The organism is Marinomonas sp. 63XJN7_7_ISO-PGPR-S23-202, assembly GCF_056173505.1.
Genome location: NZ_CM149677.1, coordinates 2,241,115 through 2,260,031, shown reverse-complemented (window position 1 = coordinate 2,260,031; position 18,917 = coordinate 2,241,115). Strand labels below are relative to the sequence as shown.

Annotated in this window: 14 protein-coding genes; 13 read left to right on the top strand and 1 reads right to left on the bottom strand. The window is 45.3% G+C overall.

The window, feature by feature from the left end:
* Positions 1–16 precede the first annotated feature (16 nt).
* The 7 genes from fic (at position 17) to AC0VYG_RS10370 (ending at position 9,797) form a co-directional block, all read left to right on the top strand.
* Positions 17–622, top strand: a complete 606-nt coding sequence (gene fic / locus AC0VYG_RS10400) for a protein adenylyltransferase Fic (protein ID WP_475432205.1) — start codon at positions 17–19, stop codon at positions 620–622.
* Positions 623–672: 50 nt separating this feature from the next.
* Positions 673–2,418: a type I restriction-modification system subunit M gene (locus AC0VYG_RS10395; RefSeq protein WP_475432204.1), complete on the top strand. Its 1,746-nt coding sequence runs from the start codon at positions 673–675 to the stop codon at positions 2,416–2,418.
* Positions 2,408–3,685 (top strand): restriction endonuclease subunit S, encoded by a 1,278-nt coding sequence (locus AC0VYG_RS10390; RefSeq protein ID WP_475432203.1) that lies wholly within the window; start codon positions 2,408–2,410, stop codon positions 3,683–3,685. The genes AC0VYG_RS10395 and AC0VYG_RS10390 overlap by 11 nt, the downstream gene beginning before the upstream one ends.
* Before the next feature lie 204 nt (positions 3,686–3,889).
* Positions 3,890–5,083, top strand: coding sequence for a hypothetical protein (locus AC0VYG_RS10385; RefSeq protein ID WP_475432202.1), 1,194 nt, complete (start codon positions 3,890–3,892; stop codon positions 5,081–5,083).
* Entirely contained in the window at positions 5,083–8,307 is a 3,225-nt protein-coding gene (locus AC0VYG_RS10380) for a type I restriction endonuclease subunit R (RefSeq protein ID WP_475449908.1), read from the top strand. The genes AC0VYG_RS10385 and AC0VYG_RS10380 overlap by 1 nt, the downstream gene beginning before the upstream one ends.
* Positions 8,308–8,326: 19 nt before the next feature.
* Positions 8,327–8,686, top strand: coding sequence for a hypothetical protein (locus AC0VYG_RS10375; RefSeq protein ID WP_475432199.1), 360 nt, complete (start codon positions 8,327–8,329; stop codon positions 8,684–8,686).
* 190 nt (positions 8,687–8,876) lie between these two features.
* Positions 8,877–9,797, top strand: a complete 921-nt coding sequence (locus AC0VYG_RS10370; RefSeq protein WP_475432198.1) for a DMT family transporter — start codon at positions 8,877–8,879, stop codon at positions 9,795–9,797.
* 19 nt (positions 9,798–9,816) lie between these two features.
* On the opposite strand, the gene AC0VYG_RS10365 is transcribed toward AC0VYG_RS10370, so the two are convergent.
* Positions 9,817–11,034, bottom strand: a complete 1,218-nt coding sequence (locus AC0VYG_RS10365; RefSeq protein ID WP_475432197.1) for an ArsB/NhaD family transporter — start codon at positions 11,032–11,034, stop codon at positions 9,817–9,819.
* Between the two features lie 498 nt (positions 11,035–11,532).
* Here AC0VYG_RS10365 and cydD point away from each other — a divergent pair, with 498 nt between their 5' ends.
* The 6 genes from cydD (at position 11,533) to AC0VYG_RS10335 (ending at position 18,916) form a co-directional block, all read left to right on the top strand.
* The gene (gene cydD, locus AC0VYG_RS10360) at positions 11,533–13,305 is read left to right on the top strand and encodes a thiol reductant ABC exporter subunit CydD (protein WP_475432196.1); all 1,773 of its coding nucleotides are present in this window, start codon (positions 11,533–11,535) and stop codon (positions 13,303–13,305) included.
* Positions 13,302–14,981, top strand: coding sequence for a thiol reductant ABC exporter subunit CydC (gene cydC / locus AC0VYG_RS10355; RefSeq protein WP_475432195.1), 1,680 nt, complete (start codon positions 13,302–13,304; stop codon positions 14,979–14,981). The genes cydD and cydC overlap by 4 nt, the downstream gene beginning before the upstream one ends.
* Before the next feature lie 225 nt (positions 14,982–15,206).
* Positions 15,207–16,661 (top strand): cytochrome ubiquinol oxidase subunit I, encoded by a 1,455-nt coding sequence (locus AC0VYG_RS10350; protein WP_475432194.1) that lies wholly within the window; start codon positions 15,207–15,209, stop codon positions 16,659–16,661.
* A 21-nt stretch (positions 16,662–16,682) separates the two neighbouring features.
* Positions 16,683–17,735 carry a cytochrome d ubiquinol oxidase subunit II gene (gene cydB, locus AC0VYG_RS10345; RefSeq protein ID WP_475432193.1) on the top strand — a complete coding sequence of 351 codons (1,053 nt, stop codon included), beginning with the start codon at positions 16,683–16,685 and terminating at the stop codon, positions 17,733–17,735.
* Between the two features lie 24 nt (positions 17,736–17,759).
* The gene (locus AC0VYG_RS10340; protein ID WP_475432192.1) at positions 17,760–18,005 is read left to right on the top strand and encodes a hypothetical protein; all 246 of its coding nucleotides are present in this window, start codon (positions 17,760–17,762) and stop codon (positions 18,003–18,005) included.
* Between the two features lie 242 nt (positions 18,006–18,247).
* Positions 18,248–18,916 carry a hypothetical protein gene (locus tag AC0VYG_RS10335; protein WP_475432191.1) on the top strand — a complete coding sequence of 223 codons (669 nt, stop codon included), beginning with the start codon at positions 18,248–18,250 and terminating at the stop codon, positions 18,914–18,916.
* Position 18,917 lies beyond the last annotated feature (1 nt).

Genomic DNA, 18,917 nt, shown 5'->3' with positions numbered 1-18,917 from the left:
ATTAAGGGCACTCAAGATGCTATTGGACAATAAACTCAATATCACTGACCAAATAGAACTCTCGAAAGCAGAGGAAAAAATCAGTAAGCAAAAAGCCAAGCAGCTATTTGACTCCAATGACATAGAAAAAATTGAGATTGGCACCTTTAAAGGCCTCGCCTATATCCATGCCTACTTGTTTGAGGATATCTACCACTTTGCGGGTAAAATTCGCGAGGTTAATATAGCCAAGGGAGGCTTCCGCTTTGCCCCTCTGATGTATTTAGAGCCATCACTCAAACACATCGACGCCATGCCCCAAAGTAATTTCGATGAAATCATCGAAAAATACGTCGAAATGAACATCGCCCACCCATTTCGAGAAGGCAATGGCCGCGCTACCCGCATCTGGCTTGATCTTATACTCAAAAGAGAAATCCAACAGGTCATCGACTGGAATGCCGTCGATAAAGACGATTACCTTTCTTCCATGCAGCGCAGCGTCGTCAAAGACGTTGAAATTAAAGTATTACTTAAACAAGCCCTAACCGACAAAATCCACGACCGTGCGTTATTTATGAAAGGTATAGACGTAAGTTACTACTACGAAGGCTACAGCGAGTTTAAGACCGAAGAGCTATAGCAACAGAATTTTTGACATTTAAATTATCACGCACTTATTAGAAGACCTATATGAACAACCAAGAACAGGAATACTTAAAAGAGTTAGAGAAAAAACTCTGGAACGCCGCCGACAAATTGCGCGCTTCACTAGATGCTTCACAATACAAACACGCTGTACTTGGGCTGATCTTCGTTAAATACGTGTCTGATGCCTTTACCATTCGTCAGGAAGAGATCAAAGCCGACCTTGCCAACCCTGAACACGAATACTACCTAGACCCAGAAGGCTTTAGCGCGGAAGAATTGGCCGAAGAAATCGCCATCGAGCTAGAGCAGCGGGACTACTACACCGAGAAAAACGTCTTTTGGCTACCAACCGAGTCGCGTTGGTCGTTCCTTCAAGATAATGGCCCAGTGGTAATCGGTGGTGCAGATCTAGAAATTGACGGCAAAACCAAGAAAATCACCTCAGTCGGTCACTTGATAGACAATGCCCTAGAGGGCATTGAGCGCGAAAACAAAAAGCTCAAAGGCGTACTGAACAAACATTACGCTCAGCTGCGAATTGATCAAGCCAAGCTTAACGAGCTGATCAACCTGATTGCCACCATTCCGTTTAACCACAAATCGCTCAACAGCAAAGATATTCTTGGTCATATTTACGAATATTTTCTGGGGCAATTTGCTCTAGCAGAAGGTAAAAAAGGTGGTCAATTCTATACACCCGCTTCCATCGTTAGCTTAATTGTAGAAATGATCGAGCCCTTCGAAGGTCGCGTCTACGACCCTGCCATGGGTTCCGGTGGCTTCTTTGTGCAATCGGAAAAGTTTATCGAACGTTATGCCAATCAATACGATATCGACCCGATCACGCAAAAACAGAAAATTTCCATCTACGGCCAAGAGTACAACTACACCACTTGGCAACTGGCGGCCATGAACATGGCGATTCGCGGTTTAGACTATGACTTCGGTAAAGAGCCAGCCAGTACCTATACCAATGACCAGCACCCCGATTTACGTGCTGACTTTATCATGGCGAATCCCCCCTTCAATATGAAGGAATGGAACACGGGCGTAGACGACAACGACCCACGCTGGAAATACGGCACGCCACCCGCTGGTAACGCCAACTTCGCATGGCTACAACACATGCTACATCACCTAGCGGCGGATGGTTCCCAAGCCCTATTGCTTGCCAATGGTTCGATGAGTTCCACCACCAATAACGAAGGGGAAATTCGTAAAGCGCTGATCGAAAATGACCTTGTGGAGTGTATGGTCGCCCTACCCGGCCAGCTCTTTACCAATACACAAATCCCCGCCTGTATTTGGTTCCTCACCAAAAACAAAGGTATGCGTACCGACAAAGCTGGACGCAAACTGCGTGATCGCTTGGAAGAAGTGTTATTTATCGACGGCCGTAACCTTGGTTATATGAAAGACCGCGTACTACGCGACTTTACTTGGGACGACATTCGCAAAGTCGCCAATACTTTCCACGCTTGGAAGACCACCAAGGATGGTGGAAATATTGAAAATGCAGGAGCAATAAGCGACGAGGGAAGCGACCTTACACCCTATTCCGACATCGCCGGTTTCTGTAAATCCGCAACGCTCGCAGACATCCAAAAGCACGATTACGTTCTCACACCAGGCCGTTATGTGGGCGCAGCGGATGTGGAAGATGATGGCATTCCCGTTGCCGAGAAAATGGCCAACCTGACTCAAAAACTCAGCGAGCAATTTGCCGAATCCGCCAAGCTAGAAGCGGAGATTAAAAAGAACCTAGCGGGGTTGGGTTATGAGTTGTAACTGGCCTACAGTTCGTTTAGGAGACTACATTGATTCATGTCTAGGAAAGATGTTGGATCAGAAAAAGAATAAAGGAACATTTCATAAATATCTTGGTAATAGCCACGTTAGGTGGGGAGTATTTGACTTAAAAGATCTTCCAGAAATGAGATTCGAAGATGCTGAGCATGATCGTTATAGCCTCAAGAAAGGAGACCTTGTTATATGCGAGGGCGGTGAACCTGGCCGTTCTGCGATTTGGGAATGTGATGAAAGCATTAAAATCCAAAAAGCTCTACATAGAGTGAGACCACACGATTCTCTAAACAACTATTATCTATTTTATTGGCTCTTAGATGCGAGCAAATCAAGTAAACTTGAGCCATATTTTACAGGTACAACGATCAAACACTTGACGGGGAAAGCATTAGCTAGCCTTCCAATAGAGCTACCTCCAATTGATGTTCAGAAAAATATCGCTAAGGTGTTAAAAAGCCTAGATGACAAAATACATTTGAATACTCAAACCAACCAAACCCTAGAAGAAATTGCGCAAGCCATCTTTAAATCATGGTTTGTCGATTTCGATCCCGTCAAAGCCAAAATGAACGGCCAGCAGCCAGTCGGTATGGACGAAGCCACAGCTGCACTGTTTCCAGATAAGCTTATTGAAAGTGAGCTGGGACTGATACCGGAGGGGTGGGATGTCGGCACTCTTGGTGATGTAGCTCAGTATTGCTCATCGCGCATATCTATGGAAGATGTTTCCTTAGAAAACTATATTTCAACAGAAAATATGCTTGCTGAGAAAAATGGTGTAACCACAGCATCTAAGTTACCTACCGCGAAAATGATAGCTGAATATAAGACTGGTGACATTCTTGTTTCAAATATCCGACCCTATTTTAAGAAGATTTGGTTGGCTGAAGGTAATGGTGGCCGCTCAAATGATGTCCTTGGGTTTGAACCGAAAGCTGCAAACACATCATTATTCCTGATGAATTTGCTCTACCAAGATTCGTTTTTCGAGTATATGACGAGAACTGCCAAAGGTGCAAAAATGCCTCGTGGCGACAAGACTTCGATTATGAATTGGGAAATGCCAATCCCATCTGTAGAGCTTCGTGAGGCATTTTCAACTATCGTCGATAAATTTTACAAACTGATTAATCAAAATCGTGCTCAGAATGAATCGCTGGAAACACTTCGCGATACACTACTTCCTAAGCTTCTTTCCGGTGAACTTTCATTAGACCAAGCTCAAGAATTGACCGAGGTATCACCATAAACACCCGAGTTAAGATGATTATTAAAATCTTAAGAGATAACCCCGATCAGAAGTTTACCGCTTGGGAGTTAGCAAATCCCGCAGAAATAGCGGAGAACATAGACTTTCACCACTATGTTACGCAAGTTGGCATCTACACCCAAACAGGTACAATCACAGAACAAGCTTGGAACCAATAGAACTAATTATAAAAAGGATTTATATATGTACGAAAGCTTACTTGTTAACATCAGTAAATATGCAGCAAGCGACAAAAACTCTCCTATTGAAAACTTCATAACAGAAGCTTTTGCTTGGTTATTACGTAACGACGATTCAGTAAGAGAAGCCATCGCTACGTTCTTACACAACAAATCAAAAGAACAAAGTTTAGAAATCCCACTCGTTGGAAACTCAGGGCGTATTGATACCCAAGTTAATTTCAATGGTAAGTATCCAGATATGTGCTGGGAGTCTAAAGACCATTCTTTTCGCATTATTTTTGAACATAAGATTTGGTCAGAGCTTCACGATAAGCAGCTAGATAACTACCGTAAGTATGCCGAAGAAAAATTCTACGAAGCTTATGCTCTTGTGCTGATCACTGCTCATATAGGACAACACAAACAAAGCCCAGATTTAGCGCTATGTTGGTATCAAATCGCCGAAGAAATCGAAAAAGTCACAGACGGTAATGACAAGGAAAAATGGGTTCGAGGAGAGTTTATCAACCTTTTAAAAAGTAATGGGTTAATAGATATGTCACCGATCAATCCCCTGTCTATCTCCTACTACAACGATGTAAAAAAACTAGATAAGCAGCTCTATGATATCGCCATAAGAACGGCAAACAAAAGCTGGCCCATCCAGCAATTAGCTGATGAACATATTTCATACAATAAAATAGCACTTCAACGTAAGGTAGGTATAAACGAAAGGATCGGTAGGTACGATGCTTGGGGCCGTATTGGCTTAGAATTTAACAATGTCACTGAAGAATACGAAGAAGGAGGTTGGGCTCCCGGATTCTTCTGCGGTTTTGTCATTGATGATGAGGATCACTGCATAAATGACCTTATGTCAACAGAGCCATTAGCCGTTTTAATTATGGACATTGATGAACCGCTACACCCAGCAATGAACTCTAATGTTTATTATAAGTCCTTAGTTAATGAACTCATTTTACCTAAGGGTTGGCATTTTAGTGACCGTACTACTAAAAATAAGAACGAAAACCCATGGCACCCTCTTATTATTTATCAAGGTCTCACAGACTTTATTGGTAATGCGACCACACTTGAACAACAAAGTGACATATTTTTCCAGCAGATGACAGAACTCCAACAAGCGCTACTCAATTGCGCGTCTTTTGTCGCTTTCTGTAAAGACATGCATCGCCTGTATGGGGAAAAACAATAATGATCAACGAAGATCAATTAGAACAGCTGTGCCTTGATTGGTTTAAAGAGCTTAACTACCAATATGTGAATGGCTATGACATCGCGCCCGATGGCACTTCTCCTGAACGAGAAGACTTTCAGCAAGTCACTTTGCGCCAGCGTTTCATTGATCGACTGGTAAAGCTAAACCCTTTTGTGCCTTACGATAATCTAATTGAAGTCGCTAAAACGGTGGCGACCCCGGAAACACCTATCCTCATTAAAAACAACCGTATCTTTCATAAGTATTTGATCGAAGGCGTGCCGCTTGAATATTCCATTGAGCAAGATGGCGAGCAGATTACCAAGCATACTCATGTTCGCTTGATCGACTTTAATGAGCCAGATAACAACGAATTCTTAGTCGTTAATCAGCTCACCATTACAGGGACTAAAGGCAACCGCCGCCCGGATATTGTCGTGTTTATCAATGGTCTGCCAATGGCGGTGATCGAGCTTAAAAATCCCGCCAACGAACAAACCGATATTTGGAATGCTTTCAACCAGCTGCAAACCTATAAAGACGAAATCTCAGACTTATTTGTCTTTAACGAAGCCTTAGTGGTAAGTGACGGTTGGGTGGCACGTGTTGGTTCTCTTACCGCGAATCAAGAGCGTTACTTACCTTGGAAAGCCATCAATAACGAAGACGATAAACCCTTATTAGAGTTTCAATTGGAAACCTTAATACGAGGCTTTTTCAAACCTGAGCTTTTGTTGGATTATTTACGATACTTTATCTTGTTTGAGAACGATGGCGACAAAGTAATCAAAAAGATTGCTGGCTATCATCAATTCCACGCTGTTCGTGCAGCGGTTAAAGCAACCGTCATCGCGGCAGATAGCCAAACGGGGCTTGGTGAGCGTCGCGCCACTTACCTTGAAAAAGTCAAACCTGGCAGCCGTAAAGCGGGAGTGGTTTGGCACACTCAAGGCAGCGGAAAAAGTATTTCCATGGTGTGTTATGCCAGCAAATTGTTACAACAGCCCGAGCTTAATAACCCAACGCTTGTGGTAGTAACGGATCGTAATGATTTGGATAGTCAGCTCTTCAACACCTTTTCCATGGCAAGTGAAACCTTAAAACAAATGCCACTGCAAGCCGATGGACGCGACGAATTGCGTGAATTGCTATTAGACCGCCAATCCGGTGGCATTATCTTTACCACGGTTCAAAAGTTCTCATTATTGGAAAAAGAAACCGAGCACCCAAGGCTCTCTGAACGCTCAAACATTATTGTCATTTCAGATGAAGCCCATCGTAGCCAATATGGTAACAAGGCGCGTTTAGTCGATGTAAAAGACGAGAAAGGTGACGTCATCGGCAAGCGCTATGTTTACGGTTATTCCAAGTACATGCGTGATGCCCTACCCAATGCATCCTTTATCGGTTTCACTGGCACACCAATTGATAAAGATGACAAGGACACTCGAAGTGTCTTTGGTGATTATGTTTCGATTTATGACATTCAAGATGCCGTAGACGACGGCGCGACTGTGCCTATTTATTATGAATCACGTTTAGCGAAGCTTGATATCAATCAAGACAAGATAGAAGCACTGAACGATGAAGTGGAAGACGAAATCGGTGAGGAAGAAGAAACCGCTAGCCGAGAGAAAATTAAATCCCAATGGTCTGCTCTCGAAAAACTGGTCGGTGCGCAACCGCGCATTGATGCAGTAGCAAAAGACCTTGTGGAGCATTTTACCACTCGCTGCGAAACCTTCCCTGGTAAAGCGATGATTGTTGGTATGAGCCGTGAAATCTGTGTCGATTTATACGATGCCATTATTAAGCTTAAACCAGAATGGCACGATGATGATCCCAATAAAGGCGCCATTAAAATTGTCATGACAGGCTCAGCATCGGATCGCCAGAAGATGCAGGCCCATATCTATGATAAGAAAACCAAAAAGCTCTTTGAAAAGCGCTTTAAAGATACAGACGATGAGCTAAAACTCGTCATTGTGCGGGATATGTGGCTTACTGGTTTTGATGCGCCTTGTTGTCACACCATGTACATCGACAAGCCAATGAAAGGCCATAATCTGATGCAGGCCATCGCCCGTGTAAACCGCGTTTTTAAAGACAAACCCGGTGGCTTAGTAGTGGATTATCTCGGCATTGCCAACGACCTTAAAGATGCACTAAAAACCTATACCAATAGCCAAGGTAAAGGCCAGCCTACCGTTGATACCGCAGAGGCGTTCGCTTACCTAGAAGAGCGCATAGATATTATTCGCGGTATGTTTGCCACACCGTCTGATAACGGTGCGGTATTTACCTACCTCAACCAGATAGAAAGCCCCCTACTGCCTCTGTTACTGGGAGCCGTCAACCATATATCCGGTTTGAGCCACACTAACCGAGAAGGCAAAGAAGTACGTGACGGAAAGCGCCGCTTTCTTGATGCAATGGCACAGCTAAACAAAGCTTATTCCTTATGTAATACCCTTGACGAAGTCGAGCCATATAAAAGTGAAATTGCCTTTTACGGTGCCGTTAAAACGGCGTTTTTGAAGCACTCGAATGTGGATCAAAAACGCAGTGATGAATTACGTAATTCGGCCCTTCGCCAGATTTTAAATAACGCCATTGTTGCAGATGGTGTGGACGATATTTTCAAAGCGGTTGGTTTAGACAAACCCAATATTAGCTTGCTGTCTGACGAGTTCTTAGAAGACATGAAGCACATGAAAGAGAAGAACCTCGCCGTTGAATTATTAGAGAAGCTTCTTCGGGATGAAGTCAAAGCCAGAATGAAAACGGACAAAGTACAAGAGAAAAAGTACTCTGACCGGATCATGGCAACCCTTCAGAAATATCATAATCGCAGCATCGAAACCGCTCAGGTCATTGAAGAACTGATTCAATGGGCGAAAGAAATGCAAGCTGATGCTGAGATGATGAAGAAAATGAATCTAACGGCTGATGAAATCGCCTTCTATCGCGCCTTAGTTGCCAATGAAGCCTCTGTCAGAGAATTAGGTGATGACAACTTGCGCAAACTCGCTATTGAGCTCACACACCAGCTAAGAAAATCAGCAACGGTTGATTGGTCGAAACGAGACAGCGTTCGCGCTCGTATGAGAAACCTCGTACGCCGTCTGCTGCGTCGTTTTAAATATCCGCCAGACAGGTCTGATGAAGCCATTCGTTTAGTGCTAGAACAAGCTGAGGCACTGTCCGACAGCTGGGCTTAATAAAGAGTATATGGAAGGCATGAGTATCATAATTCCTCTAATAGCCAGTTACTTATTCTTCGTTGGTTGCCTGGGCACTTTCACTTGGCTTGGAATCGTCATTTATTTAAAGAAAAAATGGCTCTCTGAACTAGAAGATATATTGGATAATGGCTGTCGAACTTTCAGCAGTTTAGGCTTATTCTTTGCCGGACAAGGCGTCCTTCAATACGCCACGGTGTTCCTATGCCGCTTTCACGCCAAACGCTTCGGTATGTTGGAAAAAAGAAATAAGGTGCCTAAACATATCCAGCGATGGTTTATCTTTGCTTTTTGCTGGTTAATGACAAGTGGCCTACTTATGTTTGGCTCTGGTGCGGTTTTGCAGATTTACTCTTAAGCTTATTAGTTTGCGCCTTTGGATCGCCAATCCAATACGCTGAGGTCAGTGGCTCAATCACCCAAATCACACTAGTCATAGAAAAATCCAACGGTGAATGATGAGTTTCTGCTTTCTTCCCTAGGCCAGCATGGGTATGCTGGTAAGCAAAAATAAATTGGGATCCGCTGTACCACTTTAAGGATTGATAATGACCGCTTTGTTGAGCTTCTTCACTACCCGCATTCACTCCAATGCCTATATCTTACTGATTTTATGCACTCTGTTTTGGGGTGGGAATACCATTGCAGGCCGTCTGGCGATTGCTCAGGTCTCACCACTGTCCGTGGTGTCTCTACGCTGGCTGATTGTCAGTGCCGTGATGTGGTTATTTTATGGCCGTCAGGTACGTCAGGAATGGCACATAATACGCCCCCATTTGTTAAAAATGATACTGATGGCGACCTTGGGCTTCACCTGCTTTAACTCCCTGTTTTACATTGCCGCTTACCAGACCACCGCCATTAATATTGGGATCATTCAAGGCAGTGTGCCAGTATTGGTTCTACTCGGAGCCATGTTGCTGTTTCGGGAAAAAGTCCATCTTTTGCAGGCAATTGGCATTATTCTCACTTTACTGGGAGTAACTCTAGTGGCCACCCAAGGTCACTTAACCAAGCTGTTAGAACTGTCCATTAATCCGGGGGACGGCTATATATTGATAGCCTGCCTCTGTTATGCCATCTACACTCTGGCCCTACGTAGTAAACCAAACGTCTCCGCCATGGTGTTCTTTACGGTTCTGTCCTCTATCGGTGCGATCACGGCGCTGCCCGCGCTGGTCTATGAAATAGCCACTGGAGCGGCTTACTGGCCCACTCCGAAAGGCTGGCTGATTGTGTTGTATATTTCGTTCTTTCCCTCTCTGATTTCTCAGGTATTTTTTATGCGTGGAGTGGAGTTGATTGGCCCCGCCAGAGCCGGAGTGTTTATTAATTTTGTGCCGATTTTCGCCCCCATTTTAGCGGTACTACTGCTACACGAGACATTCCATTTTTACCATGCTATCGCCTTGGCCATGGTGTTGGCAGGGATCTGGCTGTCGGAAGGCAGAAAAAGAGCAGTCAAATAGACTTACCGAGACTTTAAATTTACCTTACCAGCATCACCCAGATGCCCGCCAACACAAAGCTTATCAGGGTAACTGGCACGCCAATGCGGGCAAACTCGCCAAAGCTAATATGAATATCATGGGCTTTGGCTTGCTCGATCACAATAATGTTGGCCACGCTGCCGACGATCAGCAAGTTACCCGCCAGGGTACTGAAAATAGCCAGACTGTAGAGCAGATGATCCGGCCAATGCCCCATGGGCAATAGCAACATGACCCAAGGAACGTTACCGATGGTATTACTTCCCACTAGGGACAGGCCCGCCAGCACGGCGGTATGATCAATATTCATCGCACTGAGCAGATGCTGAAAGTCGCCAGCTAGCACCGGCGCATTGGCCAAGGCACCGGTAACAATAAACAAACAGGTAAAGAGCGCCAGTAGCTGCCAGTCCACCTGTTGCAGCAGACGCTCGGTTCCAAGCTTTCGGTTAAGCAGTAACAACGCCACAATCAGTAAGGACCAGCTCCCTCTATCTTCTACGAAAATAAAAATCGCAATGAGCGCTATGGTTGCCAACACGGCTTTCAGCAACAGACGTGGCTTAAGCTGACATGGCTGAGACGATTTGTGTTCTCTTGGTGCAATCGCGTGGTTGGCATCCATGAACCTAGAACGGCTGATCACCAGATACACCACCCCCATGGCTAACAAGGCCGGTACAATACAGCGCCCTACGAAGGTCAGAAAATGCAGGTCCCCCACATGGGCGATCAGCAAATTTTGCGGATTACCAATCATGGTGGCCACCGAGCCGGCGTTGGCAGCACAAGCTAGAGCGATTAAATAGGGTTTGGGGTCCAGCCCTCTTTCCAGTAGGCCTCGAATCAACACTGGCGTGGTGGCCCACACCACCACATCATTCGTCATTAAAGCGGACAACACGCCGGCGATGACAATGACCACACCTAATAGATAACCGGATGATAAAGGCATATGTGTGATACGGTCGGCCACCCAATCAAAGAAACCACTGGCGGCGTACTGACCGGACAACACCATCAGGGTAAGTAACACCGCTAGAGTGGAAAAGTCGATCGATTCAAGGGCCTGGGAGCCGGATAAGGCCTGTGTCACCATCAACACCACGGCGCCGATCATAGCAACACCCGTACGGTTAATGGCAAAACCCGGCCAGCGGCCCAGGGCCATACCAAGATAAACGGCAACAAATACAGCGATAATCAGGCCATTCATTGGTGGTTCCTTAAACAAAAAGTGTTAGTAAATTAACCTGTGGTGTATTTGCATGACAAAACGAACGTTAAAAGGAATATAAACGCCCTAATTTCTTCAACCCCTCCCCTTAAATAAGGGAGGGCTGGGAAGGGGTTATAAGGGTTCAATGCATTGGCTTTGCTTTATCGTTTACGAAAACTGTTTAAATGCACCATGGGGTTAGCAAATTCATAAATTGTGGAAGAGCATATCACTGATTCTCTTAGCAACGTATGAGTCCGTGACAATTTCGTGAACACACGAAATAGAGGATGACTAAGCCATCCAAGCCGCATCTTGACCCCCCCGCTAAAGCCGTGAAGTCTTCATTAAATATTTACAAAATATTCGTGAAACATTCGTTAAATATTCGTTAAATATTCGTAAAGAACCTCGTTCTAATGATTCTTTAACAAAAATGGAGTATTTTATACATCTCTTCACAAGTAATCCGAATACATTAAGGATATTAATAACATGGCCAACCCTATCCCCTTACGAGATAGAAAACAAACTCTCGAACTGGATCGTTGGCTCAAAAATCAGGCTAAAGCCGTTAAAAATCCGCTTAATATCGCCATCACGCTGGGTAGTGTTAATGGCTTTTTCTTAATTGCTCAATGCTGGCTGTTGGCTCATGTACTGAACGCCACCGCCATCGAACACCAACCTATTATGGCCGTTTGGCCGTATTTGGCTGGGATTGTTGGAGTATTTTTTGTTCGCGCCCTCCTCAATTACGGCAACCAACGATTCACTTTTGAAGCCGCTGCTCGGCTGCGTACGGATCTAAGGGCCAAGCTCTTCCATCATATTCATCATTTAGGGCCAGCATGGAGCCGAGAGCAGCGCTCTGGTGCTCGTGCAACCGAGTTGGTAGATGGTGTCGAGGAACTAGAAAAGTACTTCAGCCTATATTTGCCACAAAAGCAGCTGGCTATCATTATTCCTGTGGCTATTTTAGTGTTTGTCTTTCCATTTGACTGGGTCTCTGGGCTTATTTTGGCCATTACCGCCCCCTTGTTACCCATCTTTATGATTATCATAGGAAGTCAAACAGAAAAGCTGAATCGCCAACAATGGCGTAGCCTGACACGTATGGGCGCCCACTTTTTTGATATGATTGAGGGCCTGACCACACTCAAGTTATTCAACGCGGCCCAAAAAGAAGCCCGCTTTATAGGTCAAATAGCCGAAGATTACCGTCTACAGACTATGAAGGTGTTACGCATTGCGTTTCTCTCCTCCATGGTATTGGAGTTCTTTGCCGCCATTAGCATTGCTATGGTCGCTGTGTACGTTGGCTTTCGGTTGATGTACGGCGATATCCATTACCTTAACGGTATTTTTGTCCTATTACTTGCGCCCGAGTTTTACCTACCTTTACGTAGCATGGGCACTCAGTTTCATGCTCGAATGGACGCATTAGGTGCCATTGAACCCATCATTGAGCTCCTGAATACTCAAGCCCCTACTGAGCATAACGGTAAACTTGAGTTGTGCTTGGAGCAGGCGCCGAATATTACCTTTTCCAATCTCGTGTTTGCTTATCCAAAACGAGACCCCGTTCTTTGCGGTGTCAATCTTACTCTGCCAGCCAGTAGTCGCACGGCGATTATTGGTGTGAGCGGCGCGGGGAAATCCACGTTAGGACAATTGCTGCTGGGCTTTTTGAATCCGACGCAAGGTGACATCATGGTTGATGAAACTCCCTTAGCACACATTGCCCCAAGCAGTTGGTATCAGCATGTATCATGGTTACCTCAAAACCCCACCTTATTTCATGGCACTATTGAAGAAAATATTGCCCTATCGCCTCGTTTAGAAGGTCACGAGACCGCTCTAAAGCAAGCAGCAGAGAATGCACACGCATTGGACTTTATTAATCGCCTTCCGCAAGGCTTTCAGACCATTGTAGGAGACCGAGGACAAGGCCTATCTGGTGGCGAAATCCAACGAATTGCCTTGGCTCGTGCGTTTTACAAAGACGCGCCTGTCGTACTGCTTGATGAGCCTTCGGCCAGTTTGGACCCTCATAGTGAAACCCTGATTACCGCCGCCATCGCGAGGCTAGCGGTTGGGCGCACCCTACTCACCATTGCTCATCGGCTAACGACTATTGAGCAGAGTGATCAAATTGTGGTGTTGGACAGTGGAAAAATCATCGAACAAGGATCGCACGATGCATTAATGGCGTTAAATGGAGCTTACACAGAGCGCTATAACCAGTATCGCAAGGCCGGATTATGAAGCGTAAACGCAATAATAGAGAGCTCCGCTGGCTTATTAACATCAGCCGTCCCTACCTTGGTTGGATGATGGCTGGGGTTTTGCTTGCCACCACTGTGATTCTTGCCAATGTCGCCTTGCTTTCTGTGTCTGGCTGGTTTATTACCGCCATGGCAATTAGTGGCCTGACAGGGGCTGCAATCAATTATTTTACTCCCGCCGCCGCCATTCGCGGGTTAGCGATTTTACGAACTGCGGGGAGATATCTTGAGCGATTGATTACCCATGAAGCGACGTTTCGCTTGCTTGCAGGGTTACGCCAATGGTTTTTTGAGAAACTGGAACCTTTAGCGCCAGCACGACTTCAGTATTATCAAGGAGGCGATTTATTAAGCCGCATACGCGCCGATATTGATAGTTTGGAAAATGCTTACTTACGGTTATTCACTCCCTCTTTAGCGGCACTGCTTGCTAGCTTTTTAATGATCATGTTCCTTTTGTTTTGGAGCCCGACCATTGCTCTAACGAACCTTATAGGGTTATTGATTGTTGGCATTGCGCTACCTTGGGCTGCCCTGCATTTAGGAGCAAACAGCGGTCAGAGAATTGTTGAAGCAAGATCTGTGTTGCGACAACGCGTCAGTGAAACCGTACGAGGCTTGGCCGAAATAACGCTCTATGGCGACAGCCAACAACGTATCGACAGTATTCAACAAGAGAACAAGGAACTGGTTGCACCTCAAAGGCAACAAAACCGCATTAATGCCAGCAGTACCTCTTTGAATGGACTTTTCAGCCAATTGACTTGGCTGGCAATGATCGTCATTGCCATTCCCTTGGTACAAAGTGGGCAGCTGGATGGACCAGAACTGGTCATGCTGGCTTTTTTTGGTATGGCCAGCTTTGAAGCGGTTACCACTTTGCCCGCCGCTTTTCTTGCTCTAGGCGAGACTCGAAGTGCCGCACGGCGCATTTTGGATCTAGTCGATGCAGAACCTGCGGTAAGCGACCCTATTGAGCCTTGTGCAGCCCCTGAGCAGTTTGATATACAATTTGATGCTGTTTGTTTTAGTTATCCGCAAAACACACAACCTGCACTTCGCGAAGTCAGCTTCCATTTAAAGCAAGGAGAAAAGCTGGCGATTCAAGGGGCAAGTGGTTCAGGTAAAACCAGCTTGACACAACTATTGCTGAAATTTTGGGCGGCCGATAGTGGACAGATATCCATCGGCGCAACGAAGCTAGAAGAGCTAACGGGCGACACGGTCCGTAAGCTCTGTTCCGTCGTTTCTCAGCAGGTTCATTTATTCAACACCACTCTGGCAGCGAATTTACACCTTGCTAAACCCAATGCCACCCATGAGGAATTGGTTGAGGCTTGTCGTGCCGCAGCGATTCTTGACGATATTTTGGCTTTGCCTGATGGGTTTGATACCGAAGTAGGCGAAGCGGCAACACGTTTGTCCGGTGGACAAATCAGGCGCATCGGCATTGCTAGAGCCCTTCTTAAAGATGCTCCTATTGTCATTTTGGATGAACCCACAGAAGGCTTGGATGCGGCAACAGAACAACAAGTAACCCAAGCGTTGGCGAGATTATTGCAGGGTCGTACAGCCATTATCATTACGCACCGTCCGCAGTTACTGACACTCGCCGATCATCGCTTGATGATGGATAACGGCCGTATCGTCTCGTAATTTTACTTTAAATTGCGATGAGTATATTTAAGAAAACAAGTGACTTTTTAAACGTTGAATAGAAAACTTTATGAATATAATATGAATTATAGTCATAAGGTTATATCCGTATCGTATAATAAGTCTATACAGATTTTACATTTGCTCTGGTTTTAATATGACCAATGCACCCTTATACACGCTGCCTCAGGACAGTTTTTTAGCTTCCAACTTTTGGAGAAAAAAATGATAGATCCATCTCTCATGACTGACCTTGCAAGACTTGATTTTGCTTGGATCACGTCAATGCATATACTTTACCCGCCGTTGACCATAGGTTTGGCCACCTTCCTATTTTTTAGCGAATGGCGTTGGCTTAAAACCAATGATGATGAATGGTATCGACTGACGCGTTTTTTTGAAAAACTCTTCATCATTAACTTTGGGGCAGGTGTCGCCACAGGGATTACCATGGAAATGTCTTTTGGTATTCTCTTTGCGCCCTTTTCTCAGGCGGCTGGGCCGTTTTTTGGTAATATTCTTGGCTATGAGACCATTACCGCCTTTATGTATGAGGCTGGTTTCATCGGGCTAATGATTTTTGGCTGGGGCAAAATCGGCAAGAAGATGCACCTTTTCGCGACATTTAACGTGGCGTTTTCTTCTATGCTGTCTGCCATGTGGATCTTGGTGGCCAACTCTTGGATGCAAACACCTACCGGTGTTCGCCTCGAAAAAGGCTTATATGTAGTTGATAATTGGACACACGCCATTTTCAACCCTAACTTCTTGACTGCATTCCCTCACATGCTGGTTGCATGTCTTGAAATTGGACTCTTCTTTGTGGCGTCTATTTCGGCTTGGATGGTGTATAAAGACCGTCACGCCAAAATGTTTATGCGTACTTTGACGGTCTCCATTATGGCATTGGTAATTGTCGCGCCATTACAGGTCTTCATGGGAGACACTCTAGGACGGACCGTCGCGAAATATGATCCAGCAGCCTTAGCCGCAATGGAAGGACATTGGCATACTTACAATGCCGATGGCAGCCCAAATACAAGCTGGAATGTCATCGCTTGGCCTAATGAGGAAAAAGGAACAAACGATTTCCAAATTTCCATTCCCCATGTTCTTAGCCTACTCGAAGACCATAAATGGGTCAGTACGGTGCCAGGTCTTGATCAATTTAAGAAAGCAGATCGACCTCCTGTCGTGATTCCATTTTACTCCTTCCGCATCATGGCTGCGGCTGGAGCAGCACTTATGCTAGTGGCTTTTTGGGCACTCTATTTGCGCATACGAGGACAATTCACCGCAGAAAGACTAAGACGTCATCCTTGGTTTTTACGTATTGTTATCGCAAGTTCTATCCTACCTTATATTGCCGTTTGGACGGGATGGTGGACTCGTGAAGTCGCACGCCAACCTTGGATTATCCATGGATTGATGCGTACCTCCGAAGGGGTAAGCCAAATGAGTATTGTCGCAGAAATCGTTTGGTTTATTGGTTTTATGCTCTTCGATGTTCTCGTCTGGTTTGGGGCTTGGTACTTCTTCTCCAAAGTAATCCGTAAAGGTCCTGATATGAATAGTAAGGTTATCCATGGCGTCACTCCAGAACCTATGGTCTTGGGCGATATGCCCAGTAAAGAAGACGTGTCTGAAGGAAAACCTTTGTTTGAGCGGCCTACCCTCTAATCGATATAGAAGAGAATTAATATGCAACATATTATGGATATTACAGACGGCAACCAGTGGATAACCCTTCTTTGGTGGGCTCTAATTGGTCTATTTGTCGTGATTTACATTATTCTTGATGGTTCCGATCTGGGGGCTGGCATCTATTCTTTATTCCATTCGGACAGTAAAGAAAAAGGTGACATTATGGCCTCCATGGCAGGGACTTGGGATGCCAATGAAACCTGGCTGGTGATTGTAGGGGGCGCGCTTTTTGGCACCTTCCCTATGGTGTATGGTTCGGTGTTCCACTATTTAATGATTCCTCTGATGTTTGTGCTTTGGGGGATCATCATCCGAGCCGTGTCTTTGGAGTTCCACCACTACTCAAAAACCAGTAGAAAATATTGGGATTGGGGCTTTGGGATTGGCAGCCTAATGGTGGCATTTTTTGCGGGCGTTGCCTTAGGAGCATTCCTGCAAGGCTTCCCAATGACGAAAGGCGAAGTACCTACATTTGGTGGTAGTTACTTGGAGTTCTTATCCCCATTTAGCCTTTGGACTGGGGTAACCGCAACGATTGCCGCATCACTGGCAGGCGGCGTTTACATTCGTGCTCGTTTTGATCGAGAAAGTGACACCTACCATAAAGCCTTAAAATGGACCAATTTGATGTTCTATCTAGCATTAGTGGCCATTCTTAGCACCGTCATCTGGACATTCGTTCAGTTTCCATGGGCTAGAAGCAAATGGTCTGGACCTTTCTGGTGGTTTTTTGTCCTCTCTGGTGCTATGGTCCTTTTTGCCACTTGGTCGATGCGTCGTGCATCACATCAAAGACGAGATGTGGCGGCTATGGTTTGGCTCGCAATCATTGTCTTCATTAACTTTGCTATCATGATGATCACGATCTTCCCTTGGTTTGTACCGAATACCATAACGATTTTCGATGCGGCTAACCCATCCAACTCAACGGGTGCGTTTACCTATTCGATGCTGTTCTTTATCCCCGTTATGCTTTCGTACAATTTCTATCAAGCTTGGGTCTTCCGTGCTCGTCTTGGCAAATTGGCAGGCTATGGTGACCACGACTAATGTAACGGTAGGGAGGCTATTCTAATGGCCTCCCGATCATCATCTCCTAGCATACAGGCGTTATGGCGATTACGCGCCATGGCGCTGTTTTTGATCGGACCTGCCGCTGGGATTATTCTTGTGCAATGCATCTTCGGGCTACCCGTGGTTCTATGGTGGTCCGCTGGTGGCATGAGCCTATTCATGTTTGCTATTTTCTTTACCCTGTTTTTGAAAGAGCGTACTTTGATTGTCAATCAAACCAAAGACAAGCAAACGAAAGCCAACTAGCAAAAACAAAGCGTCACATAGGCGTTTCTAATAAAGAACTTATCAATCAATAATCCATAAGCGAATAACGTGGATGGATCAAATCAACACTTCCTCATCCAGCAAATAGTGACCAAGATTAATTTGGTTACTATTTTTTGACCAAACTAGCTTTGGTCAAAAGTTTATGCTTTGATAGTCTATCTGAAAAGCCATTAGATTAGGTTTTGCCATATAAGAGGCTGTCGTAGGAGGAGAATTCGATGACATCACTCAACAGTATTGAAACAGCCAATGATGCTACCTATAGTCTGAGTACAGGCGGTGTTGTCACAGGAGACATCGTCAATTCCAGCGCCCTATCGGATGCAGAGCACCAAGCGTGTTTGCAGCAAATTGAACAGACGATTACTGTTTTACAAGAAACCTTCCATGCCCAAGGCGATGTGTTTCGCGGCGATGAATTTCAGGTGTTTGTCCCCAGCCCAAAAGAGGCCCTACGCTGCGCAGTGCTATTAAGGCTCACCCTGATGAAAACCGTTAAAGGTGCGGATGCCCGTGTCTCTGTAGGCATTGGTGGCTATAAACAGATCGAAAGCGAACTGAGAAAAACCGCCAAGGGCGAAGCCTTTCAACTGTCTGGCAGAGCGTTAAAAGACATGAAAGAAGAGCGGCTCAAAATCTCTTTGTCGACAGCCCATAATATGAGCCCCAGCGATGAATTATTGGTACGCTACTTAGACTCTATTCTCACTGGACTGAGTGAAAAACAGGCTGAAGTCTTGTTCCCTCGCCTCCTCTACCCCGACTTAACTCAAGATGCGTTGTCAGACAAAACAGGCATTCATCGCCGTTCACTCGCCTCACGGTTACAACGGGCGAATGCCACCTTGATACTAGACACCTTGGCGGTATTAGAAACTGGCTTATAAA

Excerpts from the sequence above, each read along its gene's own strand:
- AC0VYG_RS10385 (WP_475432202.1), top strand. The coding sequence starts at position 3,890 with ATGTACGAAAGCTTACTTGTTAACATCAGTAAATATGCAGCAAGCGAC.
- fic (WP_475432205.1), top strand. The coding sequence starts at position 17 with ATGCTATTGGACAATAAACTCAATATCACTGACCAAATAGAACTCTCG.
- AC0VYG_RS10340 (WP_475432192.1), top strand. The coding sequence starts at position 17,760 with ATGGCCTCCCGATCATCATCTCCTAGCATACAGGCGTTATGGCGATTA.
- cydD (WP_475432196.1), top strand. The coding sequence starts at position 11,533 with ATGGCCAACCCTATCCCCTTACGAGATAGAAAACAAACTCTCGAACTG.
- AC0VYG_RS10390 (WP_475432203.1), top strand. The coding sequence starts at position 2,408 with ATGAGTTGTAACTGGCCTACAGTTCGTTTAGGAGACTACATTGATTCA.
- cydB (WP_475432193.1), top strand. The coding sequence starts at position 16,683 with ATGCAACATATTATGGATATTACAGACGGCAACCAGTGGATAACCCTT.
- AC0VYG_RS10335 (WP_475432191.1), top strand. The coding sequence starts at position 18,248 with ATGACATCACTCAACAGTATTGAAACAGCCAATGATGCTACCTATAGT.
- cydC (WP_475432195.1), top strand. The coding sequence starts at position 13,302 with ATGAAGCGTAAACGCAATAATAGAGAGCTCCGCTGGCTTATTAACATC.
- AC0VYG_RS10375 (WP_475432199.1), top strand. The coding sequence starts at position 8,327 with ATGAGTATCATAATTCCTCTAATAGCCAGTTACTTATTCTTCGTTGGT.
- AC0VYG_RS10370 (WP_475432198.1), top strand. The coding sequence starts at position 8,877 with ATGACCGCTTTGTTGAGCTTCTTCACTACCCGCATTCACTCCAATGCC.
- AC0VYG_RS10365 (WP_475432197.1), bottom strand. The coding sequence starts at position 11,034 with ATGAATGGCCTGATTATCGCTGTATTTGTTGCCGTTTATCTTGGTATG.
- AC0VYG_RS10395 (WP_475432204.1), top strand. The coding sequence starts at position 673 with ATGAACAACCAAGAACAGGAATACTTAAAAGAGTTAGAGAAAAAACTC.
- AC0VYG_RS10350 (WP_475432194.1), top strand. The coding sequence starts at position 15,207 with ATGATAGATCCATCTCTCATGACTGACCTTGCAAGACTTGATTTTGCT.
- AC0VYG_RS10380 (WP_475449908.1), top strand. The coding sequence starts at position 5,083 with ATGATCAACGAAGATCAATTAGAACAGCTGTGCCTTGATTGGTTTAAA.